The 13,434-nt window shown below is 40.7% G+C and carries 15 protein-coding genes; 1 reads left to right on the forward strand and 14 read right to left on the reverse strand.

Features of this window, described 5'->3' with window-relative positions:
- Nucleotides 1-179 precede the first annotated feature (179 nt).
- From EHS13_RS31865 to EHS13_RS31930, 14 genes are all read right to left on the reverse strand, one after another.
- Nucleotides 180-1,490 (reverse strand): ABC transporter substrate-binding protein, encoded by a 1,311-nt coding sequence (locus tag EHS13_RS31865; protein WP_155704231.1) that lies wholly within the window; start codon nt 1,488-1,490, stop codon nt 180-182.
- A 43-nt stretch (nt 1,491-1,533) separates the two neighbouring features.
- Nucleotides 1,534-2,691 carry an efflux RND transporter periplasmic adaptor subunit gene (locus EHS13_RS31870; RefSeq protein WP_155704232.1) on the reverse strand — a complete coding sequence of 386 codons (1,158 nt, stop codon included), beginning with the start codon at nt 2,689-2,691 and terminating at the stop codon, nt 1,534-1,536.
- A 27-nt stretch (nt 2,692-2,718) separates the two neighbouring features.
- Nucleotides 2,719-3,546, reverse strand: coding sequence for a carbohydrate ABC transporter permease (locus EHS13_RS31875; RefSeq protein WP_193571566.1), 828 nt, complete (start codon nt 3,544-3,546; stop codon nt 2,719-2,721).
- A gap of 59 nt (nt 3,547-3,605) precedes the next feature.
- The gene (locus tag EHS13_RS31880; RefSeq protein ID WP_193571461.1) at nt 3,606-4,517 is read right to left on the reverse strand and encodes a carbohydrate ABC transporter permease; all 912 of its coding nucleotides are present in this window, start codon (nt 4,515-4,517) and stop codon (nt 3,606-3,608) included.
- A gap of 100 nt (nt 4,518-4,617) precedes the next feature.
- The gene (locus EHS13_RS31885; protein ID WP_155704234.1) at nt 4,618-5,727 is read right to left on the reverse strand and encodes a sensor histidine kinase; all 1,110 of its coding nucleotides are present in this window, start codon (nt 5,725-5,727) and stop codon (nt 4,618-4,620) included.
- Nucleotides 5,720-6,415 carry a response regulator transcription factor gene (locus EHS13_RS31890; RefSeq protein WP_155704235.1) on the reverse strand — a complete coding sequence of 232 codons (696 nt, stop codon included), beginning with the start codon at nt 6,413-6,415 and terminating at the stop codon, nt 5,720-5,722. The genes EHS13_RS31885 and EHS13_RS31890 overlap by 8 nt, the downstream gene beginning before the upstream one ends.
- A 92-nt stretch (nt 6,416-6,507) precedes the next feature.
- A complete protein-coding gene (locus tag EHS13_RS31895) occupies nt 6,508-7,062 on the reverse strand; it encodes a VanZ family protein (RefSeq protein ID WP_227013633.1) in 555 nt (184 codons plus the stop codon).
- Nucleotides 7,062-7,931, reverse strand: coding sequence for a M15 family metallopeptidase (locus EHS13_RS31900; RefSeq protein ID WP_155704236.1), 870 nt, complete (start codon nt 7,929-7,931; stop codon nt 7,062-7,064). Before EHS13_RS31900 ends, EHS13_RS31895 begins: the two co-directional genes overlap by 1 nt.
- Nucleotides 7,932-8,754: 823 nt before the next feature.
- Entirely contained in the window at nt 8,755-9,909 is a 1,155-nt protein-coding gene (locus tag EHS13_RS31905; protein ID WP_155704237.1) for a YbfB/YjiJ family MFS transporter, read from the reverse strand.
- Nucleotides 9,910-10,003: 94 nt separating this feature from the next.
- Nucleotides 10,004-10,240: a tautomerase family protein gene (locus EHS13_RS31910; RefSeq protein WP_155704238.1), complete on the reverse strand. Its 237-nt coding sequence runs from the start codon at nt 10,238-10,240 to the stop codon at nt 10,004-10,006.
- Between the two features lie 54 nt (nt 10,241-10,294).
- Nucleotides 10,295-11,008, reverse strand: a complete 714-nt coding sequence (locus EHS13_RS31915; protein ID WP_264373560.1) for an SDR family NAD(P)-dependent oxidoreductase — start codon at nt 11,006-11,008, stop codon at nt 10,295-10,297.
- A gap of 43 nt (nt 11,009-11,051) precedes the next feature.
- Nucleotides 11,052-11,693: a DsbA family oxidoreductase gene (locus EHS13_RS31920; RefSeq protein WP_155704240.1), complete on the reverse strand. Its 642-nt coding sequence runs from the start codon at nt 11,691-11,693 to the stop codon at nt 11,052-11,054.
- Entirely contained in the window at nt 11,693-12,232 is a 540-nt protein-coding gene (locus EHS13_RS31925) for an NAD(P)H-dependent oxidoreductase (protein ID WP_155704241.1), read from the reverse strand. The genes EHS13_RS31920 and EHS13_RS31925 overlap by 1 nt, the downstream gene beginning before the upstream one ends.
- 20 nt (nt 12,233-12,252) lie before the next feature.
- Entirely contained in the window at nt 12,253-12,576 is a 324-nt protein-coding gene (locus EHS13_RS31930; protein ID WP_155704242.1) for an NIPSNAP family protein, read from the reverse strand.
- A 287-nt stretch (nt 12,577-12,863) separates the two neighbouring features.
- On the opposite strand from EHS13_RS31930, the gene EHS13_RS31935 reads away from it, so the two are divergent.
- On the forward strand, nt 12,864-13,424 hold the full coding sequence (locus EHS13_RS31935; RefSeq protein WP_155704243.1) for a TetR/AcrR family transcriptional regulator: 561 nt from the start codon (nt 12,864-12,866) through the stop codon (nt 13,422-13,424).
- Nucleotides 13,425-13,434: the final 10 nt, after the last annotated feature.

A 13,434-nucleotide genomic window follows, 5' to 3' on the forward strand; every position in this document is an offset into this window, starting at 1 on the left:
GGATTTCCTCCTGATAATTCAGCGAAAATAGCCTTGAAACAGCTAAAGGTACTTTTTTACATGGAGCTTTTCCAGTTATTCACTGAATTTGCCCGAATAATGGATATTAACGGGAGGGATTCCAGTTAGATTCGCAAAAAAACAGCGCAAGAGGTGCGCTGCTTCAGCTTCAATGTTGGCTACTCGTTTAAAATGGTTGTCACCTTGTTCTGGATCAGCTTGGCTACTTCCTCTGCAGACTTTTGTTCGCTAAAGAATGCTCTGGGTTCATCACCAATAATAGAAATTAGACTACCGTTCACATCTGAATAGTTATCCGCAGTGCTAATGAGCTGTTTAAACTGCATAAATTCTTCATCCGATACCTTGGGTACTTTCCCATTTGAAAGCTTGAACGTACCACTTTTAACTTTTTCCTGAATGTCGTTTAGCTGCTTCTCGTTCACAGATTTAAGCAATGAAAATCCTTCTCTATCTTGCAAGGATTGGCCATCAGCCGATAACAAGTAAGCAATAAATTCCCAAGCCGCCACTTTAACTGGAGAGTTGGTATTAATAGCGAGCTGGGAGACAGGTATAATCCTCGCCCCACCTTTTTGTTCTGGTTTTTGCAGCAGCTTTGGATTTGAGAAATACATATGTGAAGCATTTATAAAATCTGCAGGCGATTGCAAACGGATAGAATAGAACATTTGCTTACCTACATCCGCTGGTTCAGAAGTCATGACATGATCATCATACATTTTTTTAATTTGCTGCATCGCTTCCAGGAATAAGGGAGAATCGAACTTTGCCTTTTTCGTTGTATGATCAACGAATTCTGCATAATTATCCACAATCATTTCTTGGAGGAGAAGCTCCGGCGGGTCATTCGCTAAAGCGTAGCGGCGTTCCGTGCCGCTATCCCCCAGTTTCTTCGAAATCTCTGCAAACTCTTTCCAGTTCCAATTCTTATCGTCGACATTCGCGTTCTTAAGAATGTCGCCATCGCCAACGAACCCCCGAAGGGAGAACCCTAAAGGCATGACATACAGACCGCCATTCTGCTTCATTACATCCAAAATATTCATTTGCAAATCGCTTTTATTCAGCGTTTTGTCTTGCTCGATGGACTCATTCATGTTCAGGATAAGCTTTTTGCTCACATAATCATCGATAGGCAAGCTGCTTATTTCGAAGATATCCGGACCTTTCCCTGATAGCAGTGCTGCATTCGTCGTTTTTTGGTATTTTTCATAATCCTCTGTAATCTGAATCTGCAAATCAATGTCGGGATACTTTTCTTCAAACTTTTTCTCTGCCGTCTGGTAAAATGCGCTCGATTTATCCAAAGCATGCAGCTTTTGAATAGCCAAAGTAACGACCTTTTTACCTTCTTTAATTACTACTTTCTCCGTACTAGCCGGTTCCGCGCTGCCTCCAGAACCGCCGCATGCAGTCATCGCCGTCAATAAAGTACCAATCAATATCATACCTAACCACTTTTTCATAGTATGAATTCCTCCAAGTTTTTATTAAATAAATGCTTAATTATTACAGACGAACACGATCTCCATCTTGTATAGGCTCACTGCTTTCGAGAATAATAAGGTCGTCCTCATAGAGGCTATCCGCTTGAATCATGGTTTCTTTGCCATTAGTTTCACTGGATTGGATTTGGACTTTACGGACAACAGAGACATTGCCTAGTGCACCCCTCTGCACTTCAATTTTATAAACAAACATCCCGTCATGGTCTTGATGAATAGCCTCATTGGAGATAACCAATCCCTCTTGGTGCGAGTGTTTCTCGAGTTTGATCTCTGCCTGCTCACCTCCCTTCAGCTCAGAATCAACGACCTTTATGCGAAGAGTCTTCTGCGGGATCGTTTGAGGCGTGCTCGCTTCATCTTCAGTTGAGCTCTCGGATCGTGATTCTGCATTTCCAATTTCTTCTATCGTGCCTTCGATCATACGGGATTGTTGATCTTGGACTGCCTTTACTTCAACGTCTATTTTTTCTCCCATTGAAATCGCTAAGCTAGATAAGAACGTTGAATCCGCAGAAATATCCAACCGATAACCCAATCTGCTGTTCGAGATAATAACATCCGGTTCACCCGTAGATGGTAACCCTTCTACGCCATTCAATTGAGTAATCACACCGTCAAAAGGAGCCATTATCTCCTGTTGGCTGGCCAGACGATCCTTTAACTCATTAATTTTCCGCTCTTGCGTACCCAGATCAAGTTTACGTATCTCAATATCGCGTCTTACAGTCCGAATTTGGAGCTCGTCGCCTTCCTTAGTTGACTGAATAAACTGATCTTGAATATTCTGCAGCTCCATTTTCTGCTTGTCCAAGCTGGTCACCTCATCCGCCACTTCTCGTTCGGCAGTCTTGCTGTCATAAGTGACTAGCTTTTGCCCCATCTTCACATGATCTCCGTCTTTCACGAGCAGCTGCTTTACCTTCCAGCCAGCAGGATTTGATAATTTCGCTTCGGCTAGCGGCTGTAATATACCACTGTCTTCAATCGTAAATAAAAGACTCCCTTTTACCGGCTTTTCGGTTATCACTTTCGGCAATTTCAATGATTGCAGTGTGTTGCTGAACAACGTAAAAAATAATAGCAATCCAATAAAAACAATGAACACCACTAGAATGATTCTTTTGCGTTTGCGATCACTCCGCTCTTTTTCCAGCTCCATATTCCGTCGTTCTCCTTTCCCCCAAAATTACCCTTTGATGCCAGACAATTGAATGCCTTCAATGAAATACGTTTCCGCATATAGAAACAGCAGCACCATTGGAGCCATATAAAGCATCGATGCGGCGGAAGCAATTCCTCCTCCATTAATCCTGGATAAATAAATCGACAACGGCTGCTTGAACGGATCGTCCAAGAATATAAGCGGCTGCTCTACCATGTTCCAATAATCGACGAACAGCAGGATAACAAGTGCAGCCAGCCCTGGCTTGATCATTGGAATAATGATTTTATAGAAAATTCGCAAATGACTAGCTCCATCCATCTTGGCCGCTTCTATGTAAGCATAAGGAATATCTTGCATGAATTGTCTGAGCATAAATACACCGAAGGCTGCGAAAATACCGGGTAATATAATCGCACCATTACTATTCAACAAACCAAGCTTAGCCGCCATAATATAATTCGGAACTAGAGTCACTTGAAATGGCATGAGCATTGTCAAAACATAGACGAGAAACAATTGCTCGCGTCCGCGAAACTGCAGCTTGGAGAATGCGTAGGCGGCTAGTGCTGCTACTAAGGTTTGTCCTGCAATAATCGGCACCACCAGTTTTACCGAATTCCAGAACATGATAAGAAATCTAGGACTGTCCAGCAACACATTGCCATACTGCTCCAAGGTCACTTGATCTGGCAGCAGCTTAAGATTCACGAAAGGGCTTGCTCTCCCGGCAACCGCTTTGTCCATCTGTCCTATAGGTCCGTAGTTAAGGTCGATTTCCTGATCTGTCATAAGCGAATTTGTGAAAGTAATAACAATCGGGAATACTAACATCACGGCTATGACTCCCATAACGAGCGTTAACGCACCCTTCTGCAATATTTTGGCAACTAGCACAATTTTCCTTCCCCCTATTCCATGAACTGCCGATACCGCCGCTCAATTGCAAACAATCCAAGGACGATCAACAGTATGCAGCCGACCATCAAGTTCGCCGCCGCAGTCAGCTTCTGAATATCCAACGCCACGAACATATTGTTCATATAGTGCTGCATCATGTATATACTGTCGTGCGGATAATCGCCTGCGATCAAATACGTTTCGCGAAATACTTTAAACGAATTAAGGATCGACATTATGACTACAAAAAACATCGTCGAGGTTAGATAAACTAGCGTAATACTGCTAAACTGCCGTAAACGCCCCGCCCCTTCAATTTGCGCGGTTTCGTAATAATCCTTAGGGATTTGCTGCAGTCCTGCCAAGAATAAAATTACGTTATAGCCAATGTTCTTCCATAAATAAACGACAATGATTACATTTCGCGCCGCATCGGTCTTCATCCAATCTACTCGCGCTAATCCGAAGCCGCTCAGCCAGAAGTTTAGCGAACCGTTCCAATCAAAAAGCATCTGCCAGATCAGAATAATCGAGGCGACTGGAACAACAAGCGGCAGCACATAGGCAGTCCGCAGCCATTTGCGCAGGTAAATATTTTTGTTCAGCAGCATCGCCAAAGCTAGTGAAAGCACAAGGATTAGCGGAACACTAATCGCACTAAAATAAAACGTATTGGATGCCGCCTTTCGAAAGGAACCACTCGCAAGCAGCTCGCGGTAGTTATCCAATCCCACAAAATGACTGTCTACCGTACTATCTATAAAAGAATAGAACACTCCAATGGCAAACGGGATAAGATAAAACAGCGCGAAACCGATAACGCTTGGTGCGAGAAATAGCCATGCTGCTGCTGAATCCGTACGAAGCCATTTTTTTATTGTCTTCTTCGTGATGAAGTTATGCCAAAAACCCCACTTCTTCATTTCCAGCTCCTCCTCCCATTCCTATATTTAGAATAGGGGAGTCTGATAAAAGAAAAAGTAGGGTAAATATAAAGTTTTCATAAAATGAATGGAACAGTAGCTAAACGTTTTCTTCGGGTACAAATTTTTGCGGGAAACGCACTTCAAAAAGCGTACGAATTAAGCTGCTTTGGGCGGAAATCGTGCCTTGATGCTGCGCAACAATATTCTTGGCAATGGACAAACCAAGTCCAGTGCTGCCTTCGCGATGAGTTCGCGCTTGATCACCCGTATAAAACATTTCAAAAATATGCGGCAGTTCTTCTTGCGGGATGCAATCTCCATAATTCACCACTTGAATCACCACATCATTTGCATCAAGACTGCAATGAATATCGATAAACTGGCCATCTTTTCCATAGCGAATGGCGTTCGTCAGCAGATTTTCAAAAACACGTGCCAACAATTCTCCGTCCCCCCAAATAGTTAGATGTGGAGTCATATATAATCGAGTACCTAGGTTGTTTTTCTCAAAAACAGGATACAATTCTTCGTTCAATTGGATGAGGAGCTCACTCAAATCAATTGGCTTTTTTTCAAAGGTAAGCTTGCCGTAGTTCATACGCGTAATTTCGAATAGCTCGTCAATAAGCTTTTCTAAACGCTGTGATTTGGTATAGGCAATGCTCGTATAGTGCTGGATTTGCTCACTAGTCAATTGATTGTCCCGAAGAATAAAATCCAAATAACCTAAAACAGAAGTCAGTGGTGTACGCAAATCATGCGCCAAATTTAAGACCAATTGCTCCTTGCTGTTTTCTGCAAAATCGCCTCTATCTAAAGCCTGCTGCAATTTTTCACTTGCCAAATTAATGTCTCTCGCAATATCTCCGATTTCATCTTCTGATTGTATACGGATACGGTTGTTGAAATCTCCATTTGCCAGTAAATTAATCCCGCTGGATATTTCTTTAAAATAAGCTGCATAACGTTTGGTGATGAGATAGAATAATAACAACGATAGAGGAATGAAAATAAGCAAAAAGAAGTTAACATCCCCTATATCTCTTATGAAAAAACGAATTTTAGTCAGTGGATTTCCCCACTTGGTTGTAGAATAATAGAGTTGGAGAGCTTTATAGAGCAAATAGGTAATGGCAGCAGAAAAAAGCATGCTTATTCCAAAGAGCTCAACCATTTTAAAGCGAAAGCTTCGACTGATTTTAGCCATTGAATGTATATCCCACTCCCCAAACAGTTTTGATCAGTTTGTTTTGATGAATATCTTCTCCAAGTTTTTTGCGCAAGGTGCGTATATGAACCATGACCGTATTGCTGCCTTCATAGTATGCATCACCCCACACCTGCTGAAAGATGTTTTCCGCACTATACACTTTCTTGGGATAACTGGCTAGCAGATACAAAATATCAAACTCTTTTGGAGTTAGTTCAATAGGCTTGCCATATAGAAACACAGTGTGTTCTTCGGGATAGATGATCAATCCGCCTGCCTCTAAAGCAAGCTTGTTCGTTTGTGCAGTTTGATTAAACAACGAGGAACGTCTCAGTTGAGCATTCACACGAGCAACCAGCTCCATCGGATTGAACGGTTTAGTCATATAATCATCGGCTCCGCTTACCAGTCCTGTAATCTTATCAAGATCAGTCGTTTTGGCGCTGAGGAATATAATAGGCAGATGATGCTGTGCTCTTATTTGCCTTGTAACTTCGTATCCATCCAGCTTCGGCATCATAATATCTAGAATCGCCAAGTCAATCGAGTTCGTCTGAAAAGCAGATACAGCTTCTTGCCCATCGTATACTTTAATGCAGCTGTAGCCCTCTTTTTCTAAATGCAGCTCGATCAAATCGGCAATCTCTACCTCATCATCCGCTATCAGAATTGTGATCGCCTTCATTATTCCACCCCTATATCACGATAGTATTCCTATTATTGTAGCAGATTTATTCCTATTCTATATGACTTTAGCCCGTATTAGCTCATAACAAGCTAAACGGGCCTATTTTTTGCTCGGGTAACATTTAGGGTGGTTCCCATAAGCAATATACCTATTTTGAAAGCAAAGAAACCAATCAAGCCTCCGCTAGAATTTAAAATGAGGTCATCGACGTCAAAGCTTCCTATGGAAAATACAGCCTGCGCGCTTTCCAAACAAAGACTTAAACCGAAAGAACGTATAAAAGCACCAATAAAGGATATTTTTTTGTTTTTTGATAATAAGCCAAGAAGAATACCGTATGGCATAAATATGGCGATATTCCCTACAAGGTAGAATAAATCATGACTCGATAACTCATTCATCGTTCTTGATATCTCTTTAAATGGAGTCAAATTGCCATGGTGTATTCGCCTTGATATATAATCAGGATTAACTAAGCTAATCTTTAGCTGCTGCCAGAGAAATGTCATGTCAATCGAACCAAACTTAAAAAGCACAACTTTGCAAAGTACATATACATATATAGCAAACATCAATTGAATTTTAATATCATAAAATATGTTTTTTTGCTTCATTTTTGTCGCCTCACCTTCTTGAAGCCCCATCAGGAGCTCACCGTCACAATAATACCGTCCATATTGTTGCCTGAAATCTCATAGCTGCCATTCTTTGGTACATGAATACTTGTGTTTTCGGAGATCGGATAGTAAGTAATTTCATAGCTTTTCTGATCAATAGTAGTCGTAATCGTTTTTTGTGCTTTCAAGAGATCCAAATATTCCTCCAAGACCAAGTTCTTTTCCTGCATAATTGCGCTGTGCGGCAGACCAACATAACGAAAATGCCAGGGCTCTGATTGAATGCCCGTAATTGCCGTTTTATCACTCGGATAACGCAAGATAAAGCCATAACTCGATGCATTTTTTTTCAGCCACTTTCCTTCGGATGCATAATTCATTTCACCTTCCGTAGATCCAATGTCTAGCGATAACCCTAAATTATGTTCACTATAGCCTGCAGGCAACGCATAGTCAGATCCCATTTGCTGATAGAGCTGATTTTGTTCTGTATTGTCCCGATAGCCGCTGCTGATTAAAAAACGGCTAACCCCATCAATAGCTGCGGCTCCAATCATCGTCGAAAATCTTTGCACTAAGCTTGGCGACAGCTGAATCGTTTTATCCAGTACTATGAATCCATTCACCAGCTCTCTATGCTCAGACAACTTGACCTCTTCCGTCGCTTCACCCCCATCTGGTACAGGATGGTCCTTATTAACCAACAACAAATTGCCCTTGTAAATCTGAGCTTTTGTTACCTTAATGGTTTGCTCGTTCTGTTGAGTAGTCACCTCTTGATCTTGGGATTGATTCTCTTCTTCCGGTGGTTTCTCAATAACGATTTTCTGTTTATGTTGTACATATCCATATCCCAGCAGTAATAATATAATAAGCCAAAAAACCCATTTCTTCATTTTATTATCCTCCTAATCCTTCAGTAACTCTAGGATAAGGAAAACTAATAAAAAAGAAATGAGTATAAACATAAAGTTTTTCTTAAATTTCTGTTATTCCTGTACTACGCTTTATTAATTCTCGTCAAATTCCTTAATAGGAAGTCCTGCATCTTTCCAAGCCTTCGTTCCTCCATCAAGAATGTAAACGTCCGTAAATCATGACTCCTACCTACTCAGATGATTTACATGGAATTTCTCATGTTAATAAGTAGATTCAGACTTGTTTTTATGGTTTAAATGGAATTCCTCCTGATAATTCAGCTCAAATAGCACAGAACAGCTAAAGTCCCTTTTTTACATGGAGCTTTTCCAGTTATTTGCTGAATTTACTCAAAAAACGCAATATTAACGGGAGGTTTTCCAGCTAGAACAACAAAAATCTGCGATAATTCGCAAAATATCTCTTGAGAATGGATTTTTATGAGAGTTATAAGTAACTTGGGTGCTGTTACCGGTCAATCCATTCTCGGAAGGTGATTACTGGAATCAGCATGGCGAGGCAGGGTGTTTCGACACAGGCAGAAGCTTCATATTCACTTTCACCTAGAATACTATTGATCATAAGTGGACAACATTCCCCGCTATTGATCCTGTAAAGTGTTATTTCTCTGCCGCTAGAACTGATTTTTAAGTACAGTTGAACTCACTTATCTCATATCCCTTCATACATCTGCAAGGCATAACGATGACCGATATTAACTTTAATATTCCCATTTTAAGCCCATACAAATAATTGTGAAGAACAGCGAAGCAAATCTTCCCTGGTTCGCACATGACTATGCTAAACGTAGCGTGGTCGTCTGATGCCAAATTGCAAAATCATTGCTCCCAAAAGAACTACAAGTGCTGCCCCAACTAAAGCTGTATTATAATTTCCTGCGCCGGAGATAAGAAACCCTGCAATCAAAGGTCCAATTATTTGGCCTAATCCAAAGAATGCAGTAAGCAAACCTACCAGCTTCCGACTATTTTTGGAATCCACATGTTTCACAAAAGCTATCGATAGTGTTGTAATCCCCATAAACGTGGCACCGAATAACAAAGCCCCCACATAAACACTGGCTAAGGATGGTACTATTACCGGGATGGCGATTCCTATTGCTTGAAGGATCATAGCCAGGATCAGACTTTTTTTATGACCGATTTTAGAAGCAAGGATTGACCAAATTAAACAGGAAGGAGCCGCAGCAATGCCTACCAAAACCCAGCTTAACGAAGAAATATTCGTGATGCTAGAAAAGCTCTTCACATAAGCCACTAAATAAGTACCTGTAACGATATAACCCAGACCTTCCAAGCTGTAAGCAATAATGATGAATACTAAAATTTGTTTAACTGATTCTTGCCGCTGGGCAATGGAAGATGCTTTAGGTATTTGGTTTGAAGATGATTGTTGCTTTAATAGAAACCAAGCTATTACACCAAGGATAAGACTTAGTAAGCCCAAACCTTTCCAAACGAAAAATGAATCACCATGTTGAGCAAACACAGGTACAAATATACCCGTCAACAGAATGCCAAGCCCAACAGCACCATATAAAAAACCAGTTTGAAAAGGCGACAAATACTCTAGAACAATATTTGAGGTAAGAATAAATACCGCTGCACTCGCTGCACCAGACAAAAATCTCAACAACATCCACACTTCTAACCCATTGAATTCAGCCATCCCCCATGTGGTTAATACACTTATCAATAACCCAACTAGAAGAAAACTGGCAAGCCGCTTAGGTTGGTAGATGGTTAGGGCAATAGCTCCTACTAGATAACCCAAATAGTTACTAGAAGCTAGATATCCTGCATGTGCAGGTGAGATCAAATGCTCCTCTAGCATCATAGGCAAAATAGGCGTGAAAGCGAATCTTCCTACGCCCATAGCGACCATGAGTGCAGCAATACCTCCAAAAAGCAGGATGACCGCATGTTTCTTCACCATTTCTCCTCCTTAAATTACATTATTCAAAGTTTCTATAACACCAAACCCAGTGCCAAAACGGCACTGGGTTCATTATAGTAATATAAAGTGACTACTACTTTATCTTAGCGGCAAGCTGCCGGCGATACTCCAATGCAGGCAGTCCACCCCAACCCCAATTATCGGTGTCAACCTCTTCGATAACTACGAACGTAGATTCTAACGGCTTGTTCAGTACATTGAGCAAAAGCTCGCTAACCCCTTTAATGAGCGCAGCCTTTTCTTCCGCCGTAACAGATTGACGATCTGGTGCAGTGCCCTCACGAGTCACTTGAATTGTAACGATTGGCATCGATAATCTCCCCTTTATGGATTTGATATGATTAGAATCTGCAGCTGCATTTACTTAGTGACCAGCATTCTGCCCACCATCAACATGAAGGATTTCACCCGTTACAAATTTGGCTGACTCCAGATATAAGACCGCATCGACGATTTCATGTGACTCACCCATGCGTCCCATTGGATGAAGCGAAGACAAGCCTTCATGGGTTTCGACGGGATGCATCGGCGTTTTGATGATCCCTGGTGATACCGCGTTAACGCGAATTCCCTTGGTAGCATACTCGATCGCTAATGATTTCGTCGCAGATTGTATACCGCCCTTCGTCAATGAAGCAAGTACGGACGGTACGCCAGCTATCGCGTGGTCAACCAGACTCGTTGTAATGTTAACGATGTGTCCTGTTCCTTGTTTCAGCATCTGAGCCACCGCGCGTTGGGTAACGTGGAAGAAGCCGACGACATTAGTGGATAAATATACGGCCAGGTCCTCTTCTGAATACTCCGTAAATGGCTTAGCCATGAAGATTCCGGCATTATTAACTAGAGTATCTATACGTCCATAGTGAGCTAAAGCTTCATCGATTAAGCGCTGCGCGGTCTTAGAATCTGCAATGTTACCAGCAACAAACCGGACTTGTTTACCTGTGGGATCGATTTCCTTTGCAGCATCCGCCAACGCTTGTTCGCTGCGTCCATTAATAACTACATTCGCTCCTTGTTTTACCATCTCAATCGCCATAGCTTTCCCAAGACCGCTGCTACCGCCAGTTATCACTATTACTTTTCCCTTAATATCCATCTGTTAGTTCACATCCTATTCATGAAGTTTGAGTTGCCTTTTTAAACACTTGTATAAATTCATCAGGTGATTTTAGTCCAGATAAGCTGATCTCCTCATTAATTACAAAATAAGGAACGCCTCTGACCCCCAACTTTTCTGCGTTGCGTTGTCCTAATTCAACTTTTTCAATCCCATCACCCTTAGTAAGCCGCAATTTTAGCTCAGCATCGTTAGAGCTTCCGTTTGCACTTGCTATTTTTACAAGTTCATCTATATTACCGATATCAATACCATCTTCAAAATAAGCCGTATATATTTTTTCAATCAATTGCACTTGCTGGTCAGCTGGAGTAATAGCAATTAACTGATGGGATAAAGTAGTATTAGGTGTATATTTTACAATATCCATATTATATTTAAGGCCATAATTAGCACCATTTTCATCATATTGCTTCATTCTTGCTGCGAATTGAGCAGCCCCGCCTAATCTGCCAATCATAAGCTGCCGATAATCTTCCCCTTCAGGACGAATATTAGGGTTGATCTGAAATGCATGCCAACGGACGGTTGCCTTTGTGTCTTCTGGCAATTGTTTCAAAGCGGTTAACAGACTAGTTGTTCCCATACGACACCAGGGGCACATCGTATCCATATAAACGTCAATTATTAAGTCCTTCATTATCCAACCACAACTGGCTTTACCGTTTTAAGATGCTGAATGTAATCGATACTGCTCTGTGCTAAGCGTTCTGCAGTAACAGTAGATGTATCGCTTAGTGAAAAGTGAGGCAGATAAGAGGCATTGATAAAATGAACAAGCGCTTCTATTGGTCGTAATATTTCTTGTAGAGTAAAGCGATTTGCCCCAGTAGGTTGATACGATTCTTCTGAGCCGTATGTCGAGATTGCTACACCTATTTCTTTACCTGCAGTTTTACTGCCATCTGGTCCATAAGCCCAATTGTATAGCAATACGGTATCAAACCACTTTTTAAGTAATGGTGGCGTACTGTACCAATAAAGCGGATATTGAAAAATAATCCTGTCATGCGCTTCAATCAGCTTCTGCTCCTTAGAAACATCAATATTTTCATCCGGGTACTCCTTATATAATTCATGAATAGTGATATCACTGTGCTTTTTCAATTCCTCCAGCCAAGATTTATTCCAGTTGGATGCTTCCATGTTCGGGTGAGTAACGATTACTAAAGTTTTCATTTTTAATTGCTCCTTATTTTTTATTTGTTTTTGAAAAATGCTACATCCTTCATAAATATGCTTTCTTGTTTGTTAACTAATGGCCCTTCGAGTTCTGTAATTCGTCTTAATTCAATCCATTCAGGATCGTTGCGGAAACGTTCATAATTAAGGTTTCGCATCTCCAAGTTAGCATGCTCAACAATATAATAAAGGCGGTTATTTGCCTCATCTAAATCTTCCCAGAATTGCGTCACTTTCATATCATGCTTCATAAATAATTGAATGACATGATCTCTAAACCTTGCTTGGATAGCCTTCATCTTTCCTGGATGGATATCATAAACGCGCAGTTCATACATCATCTATTTCCCACCTCCTTCTTTTCTTTTGTGGTGTCCACGGATTGAATTATACATACAGGTCTGTATAAAATCAAGTGTATATTTTTTACTATTCAATAAAATAATAAACAGTGAAAATCGGCAAGATTAATTAAACTGCGTTTAAATCCGCGATAACACCTTATGATTATTGCTATTATCCATTCCTTTTTATTTAATATTTCCTCAAAACAACTTAAATATTCTTGATATCCATTAATAAAAGGGTTACAATATTTATACAAGTCTGTACAGAACGGAGTGAGGGTATGAATAAGAGCAAAAAGGAACACATACTGAATATTGCCTCAGGCTTATTTAATAAGCAGGGAATTCGGGCAACAGGTGTTGACCAAGTTGTTTCTGAGTCACATATAGCCAAAATGACACTGTACAATCATTATGAATCTAAGGATGAGTTAGTCTTGGCTTATTTATTAAGACAAGATGAACAATGGAGAAAATGGTTTAGTTTATCCGTGAACGAATTAAGCATAACGCCTAAGGGGAAATTATTAGCCATATTCGATGTCCTTGGCTTATGGTTCAAAGAACCTGATTTTAATGGGTGTGCATTTATTAAAACAGCTTCGGAGTTTTCGGATCATTCTCATCCCTACAATGAGGCAGCACAGAAATATAAATCTTATTTAAAGGATTTCATTTCGGATTTGGTTCATCAATCTAATGTGAAGAGCGAGGAAGATTTAACTAACGGCATTTATCTATTGGTTGAAGGAGCAATTACTATTGCGATGCTGCAAACAGATTTATCGGTGGCCTTACAAGGGCGTAAAACGGCGGAATTGCTGATTGAACGGCTTGTTTGATTTCATTAGC

It is taken from the genome of Paenibacillus psychroresistens, from assembly GCF_009728935.1.
Classification (GTDB): domain Bacteria; phylum Bacillota; class Bacilli; order Paenibacillales; family NBRC-103111; genus Paenibacillus_AC; species Paenibacillus_AC psychroresistens.

Excerpts from the sequence above, each read along its gene's own strand:
- EHS13_RS31920 (WP_155704240.1), bottom strand. The coding sequence starts at position 11,693 with ATGAAGGACTTAATAATTGACGTTTATATGGATACGATGTGCCCCTGG.
- EHS13_RS31880 (WP_193571461.1), bottom strand. The coding sequence starts at position 4,517 with ATGAAGAAGTGGGGTTTTTGGCATAACTTCATCACGAAGAAGACAATA.
- EHS13_RS31890 (WP_155704235.1), bottom strand. The coding sequence starts at position 6,415 with ATGAAGGCGATCACAATTCTGATAGCGGATGATGAGGTAGAGATTGCC.
- EHS13_RS31905 (WP_155704237.1), bottom strand. The coding sequence starts at position 9,909 with ATGGTGAAGAAACATGCGGTCATCCTGCTTTTTGGAGGTATTGCTGCA.
- EHS13_RS31930 (WP_155704242.1), bottom strand. The coding sequence starts at position 12,576 with ATGATGTATGAACTGCGCGTTTATGATATCCATCCAGGAAAGATGAAG.
- EHS13_RS31895 (WP_227013633.1), bottom strand. The coding sequence starts at position 7,062 with ATGGGGCTTCAAGAAGGTGAGGCGACAAAAATGAAGCAAAAAAACATA.
- EHS13_RS31870 (WP_155704232.1), bottom strand. The coding sequence starts at position 2,691 with ATGGAGCTGGAAAAAGAGCGGAGTGATCGCAAACGCAAAAGAATCATT.
- EHS13_RS31885 (WP_155704234.1), bottom strand. The coding sequence starts at position 5,727 with ATGGCTAAAATCAGTCGAAGCTTTCGCTTTAAAATGGTTGAGCTCTTT.
- EHS13_RS31875 (WP_193571566.1), bottom strand. The coding sequence starts at position 3,546 with ATGGGAGTCATAGCCGTGATGTTAGTATTCCCGATTGTTATTACTTTC.
- EHS13_RS31865 (WP_155704231.1), bottom strand. The coding sequence starts at position 1,490 with ATGAAAAAGTGGTTAGGTATGATATTGATTGGTACTTTATTGACGGCG.
- EHS13_RS31900 (WP_155704236.1), bottom strand. The coding sequence starts at position 7,931 with ATGAAGAAATGGGTTTTTTGGCTTATTATATTATTACTGCTGGGATAT.
- EHS13_RS31910 (WP_155704238.1), bottom strand. The coding sequence starts at position 10,240 with ATGCCAATCGTTACAATTCAAGTGACTCGTGAGGGCACTGCACCAGAT.
- EHS13_RS31925 (WP_155704241.1), bottom strand. The coding sequence starts at position 12,232 with ATGAAAACTTTAGTAATCGTTACTCACCCGAACATGGAAGCATCCAAC.
- EHS13_RS31935 (WP_155704243.1), top strand. The coding sequence starts at position 12,864 with ATGAATAAGAGCAAAAAGGAACACATACTGAATATTGCCTCAGGCTTA.